At 33.8% G+C, this 5,272-nt stretch carries 5 protein-coding genes; all 5 read left to right on the top strand.

The genetic code is table 11. The features are described from left to right. The coding region (locus tag PND65_RS09425) for a hypothetical protein (protein ID WP_271991827.1) at positions 1-542 on the top strand (542 nt) is incomplete at its 5' end. Between the two features lie 6 nt (positions 543-548). After that, complete coding sequence (locus tag PND65_RS09420; protein ID WP_195376158.1) at positions 549-758, top strand: hypothetical protein; 210 nt, start codon at positions 549-551, stop codon at positions 756-758. A gap of 152 nt (positions 759-910) precedes the next feature. After that, the gene (locus PND65_RS09415) at positions 911-1,531 is read left to right on the top strand and encodes a TetR/AcrR family transcriptional regulator (RefSeq protein ID WP_022355739.1); all 621 of its coding nucleotides are present in this window, start codon (positions 911-913) and stop codon (positions 1,529-1,531) included. A gap of 83 nt (positions 1,532-1,614) precedes the next feature. Continuing rightward, on the top strand, positions 1,615-3,420 hold the full coding sequence (locus PND65_RS09410) for an ABC transporter ATP-binding protein (RefSeq protein ID WP_271991830.1): 1,806 nt from the start codon (positions 1,615-1,617) through the stop codon (positions 3,418-3,420). Then, positions 3,421-5,172 carry an ABC transporter ATP-binding protein gene (locus PND65_RS09405; RefSeq protein ID WP_035402842.1) on the top strand — a complete coding sequence of 584 codons (1,752 nt, stop codon included), beginning with the start codon at positions 3,421-3,423 and terminating at the stop codon, positions 5,170-5,172. The last annotated feature ends 100 nt before the right edge of the window (positions 5,173-5,272 follow it).

Raw genomic sequence — 5,272 nt, 5'->3', positions numbered from 1 at the left:
AAATAGTGGACTTCATAAGCGGATTGAGTGGACTTCTCTATCGTACAGGATGGACTTCAGTTAACGGAATACTCAATTTATTTTTAGAAATTCGAGTTGATGAAAAAGTGGTAAAGAAAATGAGCGAAAGAGAACGATTAAACTATGCACAATTCTTGATTCATGTACAGAAATTACTTGTGGATAAAACCGATCCGTTTGCAAAAGAATATTACAGTTTCTTAATTGACGATAGTTCCAATGTACTAGAATATAGAATTAGATATATTTTAGAAGAATCCTTCATGAAAAAAACCAATTACTTGCTATTAGTGGTAATCTGTAGTTTGGTATTCTTTTCCAATAGCATCATATTCGAAGCATCTTTTCCAGCCCCATCCGAAGAAACACCCTATGTTACAATTTCTGAAGATACGATCGACAACGCATACATTATCCAACACAAAGATGGAACATATACCTTATTTATAGATGGCGAAGAAGGTAGTATTGAAGATCCTACTGTTTCACCTTTTTCTGAAATTCCAATTATAAAGGAGTGATTAATTATGAAAAAGACTATTTTATTATTATGTATGTTGACATTTTTATGTCCTACCCCTATTGCAGCTAATGAAATCTCATCAATAGAAAACACCGATATTGAAGTTCGTGCCGACATCAAAGAATGGAAGTATAAATTTATTAATGGAAAATTCTACAAAAGACTTTGGAATTCAACTCAAAGACGTTGGGAAACCGATTGGATACCTGTATAAAAAGGCTATATCATTATGTAGCCTTTTTTAATAATGATATTTTATAATGTTAATCCATAAAAAACACATTAATTATAAGAATCCATTGACAACGATAATAAATTAAGTATATTATAACAGTGTTATATAACAATGTTATGAGAGGATAAAAAATGCAAGATACTTCTAATTTAACACTCAATAAAATTCAACAAGCTGCTATTGATGAATTTTTAGAAAAAGGTTTTCGTGGGGCATCACTTCGCCAAATCGTAAAACACGCCGGTGTAACAACTGGAGCTTTTTATGGATATTTTTCCAGCAAAGAAGCCTTATTTGCTTCAATTGTAGAACCGCATGCACAGGCTATAATGGCTAATTTTATGGAAGCGCAATTAAGGTTTGCCGATTTGCCAAAAAATGAACAACCTTCTCATATGGGGATTGAATCGAGTTCTTGTATAGATTGGATGGTTGACTATATTTGTGAGCACCGTGATCCAATAAAACTATTATTGTCGAAGGCTGAAGGGACAAGCTACGAAAATTTTGTCCACAATATTGTTGAGGTCGAAGTAGAATACACTCTAAAGTATATGGATGTTCTTAGAGAACTCGGATATACTGTGCCTAGATTAGACAAGACTCTGTGTCACATTATTGCAAGTGGTATGTTTGGTGGTATTTTTGAGGTTGTCATCCATGATATTCCTAAAAAACAAGCTATGCGTGATGTAGGACAGCTTCGTGCATTTTATACTGCTGGTTGGTTAGCATTAATTGAAGAAAAATAAATGGATGCTGCTGACTGCAATTTTTTTGCCTCTCAAGTTAGTTATAACTAACTATATCGTCATTCGTAAAAAGGAGGGTTAAGATGAAAGAAAAGAAAAAAAATGCAATTACTACTTTACTGAACTATGCAGGAAACTTTAGAATTTTGACTTATATCGGTCTTACTCTATCTGCGATTTCAATGCTTTGTAGTATAGTACCGTACATTTGTATTTGGCTTGTAGTTAGAGATTTGATTGAGGCTATCCCTAACTTTTCAAATATCAAAAATATAGAAACTTACGGTTGGGTTGCTTTTAGTTTTTCTGTATGTGGAATAATCATTTATTTTATTGGATTATTATGTACACACTTGGCAGCTTTTAGAACTGCTGAAAACATTCGAAAAATAGGGATGAATCATCTAATGAAGGCACCATTAGGATATTTTGACAATAATGCTTCAGGACTTATTCGAGGAAGACTAGATAGTGCAGCCAATGACACAGAAACACTATTAGCTCACAATTTGGCAGATATCGTTGGAACCATTGTATTGTTTACCGGAATGGTGGTCTTAATGTTTATTTTTGATTGGCGTATGGGAGCTTCTTGTTTATTGTCATCTATAATATCAATAATCGCAATGTTTTCAATGATGGGTGGCAAAAACGCTCAAATTATGGCCGAATATCAAGCTGCACAAGATAAAATGACAAAAGCTGGCACAGAATATGTAAGAGGAATTCCTGTGGTTAAGATTTTTCAACAGACAGTCTATTCGTTTAAAACGTTTAAAAAATCTATTGAAGAATACAGTGATAAAGCTGAATATTATCAGGGAAAAATCTGTCGTGTTCCTCAATCAATTAACTTAACATTTACAGAAGGAGCTTTTATTTTTCTAGTACCTGTTGTTATTTTTTTAGCTCCATCCGCACTTAATAATGGCAATTTTAATAATTTTGTTACAAACTTCGTATTTTATGCTATTTTTTCTGCAATCATTTCAACTGCACTCGCAAAGATTATGTTTGCTTCATCAGGTATTATGTTAGCGAACACAGCTCTAAATCGTATTGATCTAGTTATGAAAGCCCCTACGCTAAAAGAATGTATTCATCCAAAAACACCAATAGATAATAGCGTGGTTTTCAAAAATGTAAGCTTTACTTATGAAGGATCTAGTACACCTGCCTTATCATCTATATCTTTTAGAGTTAAACCGGGTCAAACTGTTGCACTCGTTGGTCCATCAGGAGGTGGTAAAACAACAGTTGCTAGCTTGATTCCTCGTTTCTGGGATGTAAAAAAAGGTGTTATTGAAATTGGACACGTCAATGTTAAAGACATTGATCAGCATGTTCTAATGGATAAGGTTGCTTTTGTTTTCCAAAATACAAAACTTTTTAAAACATCAATTTTAGAAAATATTAAAATCTCTAATCCCAATGCTTCAGACAAAGATGTTATGTATGCATTAAAAGCAGCTAGATGTGAAGATATCATTGAGAAACTTCCAAATGGCATCCATACCATCATCGGTAGTGAAGGCACTTATTTATCTGGAGGTGAACAACAAAGGATTGCTTTAGCTCGTGCCATTTTAAAAAACGCTCCAATTGTGATATTGGACGAAGCTACAGCCTTTGCAGATCCTGAAAATGAAGTTTTAATTCAAAAAGCTCTAAACGTCTTATGTCAAAATCGGACAGTGATCATGATTGCTCATCGTCTATCCACTGTTATAAACGCGGATAAAATCATTGTTTTAGATAAAGGATATGTAATTGAAGAAGGAACTCACGATGAATTATTAAATAAAAAGGGTTTATATCAAAAAATGTGGACTGATTATAATCAAGCAGCAAAATGGAAAATTACAAGTGTAGAAAAGGGGGCTTTATAGATGTTCGGAAGGGAATTTAAACGCAAGTATGCCTTAACAGACAAAGGTGTTCAAAATGTTAAAAAGGGAACATTTTGGACAGTTATAGTTAATCTTGTGGTTATGAGTGGTATCAGTATATTGTATTTATTAATGAATAATTTTGTAAATCTTATCAAAGGTAATCAGTTCAAAGTAAACACAATAACAATCCTAGTTCTATTGACTTTATTTGTCATTTTATCTTTTATTACACATCTACAACAATATAAAACCACTTATGGTCTTGTTTATGGAGAAGTAAAGGTTACCCGAATAGCATTAGCTGAAAAACTTCGTAAATTACCTTTGGGATATTTCAACAAAAAAGATATTGCAGATTTGACAGAAACAATTATGGGCGACGTCAATCGAATGGAACATGTCTGGTCACATGTACTGGGTTATTTATATGGTTCTTATATCTCTACTGCTATCATTGCTATTTTCCTGTTCATTTATGATTGGCGTTTGGCAATTGCCTGTCTTTGGGGTGTGCCTGTCGCATTTGGCCTTTTGTTTGGTTCAAGAAAATGGACTTCGAACGCCTCAGAAATGCTTAAACAATCTGCTATAAGAGTTTCAGATGAAATTCAGGAAACATTAGAAAATATTAGAGAAATCCGAGCTACAAACCAAGAAGATACTTATCTTAAAGGATTGTATAAAAAAATTGATGCCCACGAGAGTGTGATGATTCGCGGAGAACTTATATCAGGTATATTTGTAAATGCTGCAAGTGTTATCATGCGTTTAGGTGTTGCAACTACAATCTTAGTTGGTGCAAACCTTATCGTTCATGGCCAAATTGATTTCATGATTTTATTTATGTTTTTACTTGTTATCACAAGAATCTACGCTCCTTTTGATCAGAGTTTGGCATTAATTGCAGAGATGTTTGTCTCTCAAGTATCAGCAAATCGCATGATGGAAATCTACGACACTCCTATTGCATCAGGTAAAGAAACTTTTGAGCCAAAAGGGTATGACATTGAATTCCATCATGTCTCATTTTCCTATGACAATCATGATGTTTTAAAAGATGTTAGTTTTATAGCTAAAGAAGGTGAGGTAACGGCCTTGGTTGGCCCTTCTGGTTCTGGAAAAAGCACTTGTGCAAAATTAGCCGCACGTCTTTGGGATACTAATAAAGGTTCTATAAAAGTAGGTGGTATTGATATTAATACAATTGATCCTGAAGTTTTATTAAGTGATTATTCTATGGTATTTCAAGATGTCGTTTTATTTGATGATAGTATAAAAGAAAATATTCGGTTAGGTAAAAGAGACGCAACAGACTTAGAAGTATATAAAGCTGCAAAAGCGGCTAATTGTGATGAATTTGCTCATAAGCTTCCAGACGGTTATGATACACTCATAGGAGAAAATGGGACCAAACTTTCTGGAGGGGAACGACAAAGAATTTCGATTGCTAGAGCACTTTTAAAAGATGCTCCTATCATTTTATTAGATGAGGCAACAGCCAGTCTTGACGTTGAAAACGAGACAAAAGTTCAAGAAGCTTTATCAACCTTGTTAGCTAATAAGACAGTATTGGTTATCGCTCATCGTATGCGAACTGTACAATCTGCCGATAAGATCATTGTTTTAGAAAATGGTAGAGTCAAAGAGGAGGGAGCACCTGAATCATTATATAAACAAAACGGACTTTATCATCATATGGTTGATTTGCAAAGTGAAAGTTCAAAATGGCATATCGACACACTTCTGTAAAATATTAATTTTCTACAAAAGTATAAAAGGGGGTCTAACAGTTAAAAGTTAGATCTAAAAAAGGACTGGAATTCCTTAAATGGAAACTCCAGTCCTTTTT

Origin of the sequence: Faecalitalea cylindroides, assembly GCF_028321995.1 — a bacterium.
Taxonomy (GTDB): Bacteria; Bacillota_I; Bacilli_A; order Erysipelotrichales; family Erysipelotrichaceae; genus Faecalitalea; species Faecalitalea cylindroides.
Note: the sequence above shows the minus strand (reverse complement) of the source record. Positions and strands in the feature narration are given on the sequence as shown.

Coding starts and splice junctions, on each gene's coding strand:
- PND65_RS09410 (WP_271991830.1), top strand. CDS start 1,615: ATGAAAGAAAAGAAAAAAAATGCAATTACTACTTTACTGAACTATGCA.
- PND65_RS09405 (WP_035402842.1), top strand. CDS start 3,421: ATGTTCGGAAGGGAATTTAAACGCAAGTATGCCTTAACAGACAAAGGT.
- PND65_RS09420 (WP_195376158.1), top strand. CDS start 549: ATGAAAAAGACTATTTTATTATTATGTATGTTGACATTTTTATGTCCT.
- PND65_RS09415 (WP_022355739.1), top strand. CDS start 911: ATGCAAGATACTTCTAATTTAACACTCAATAAAATTCAACAAGCTGCT.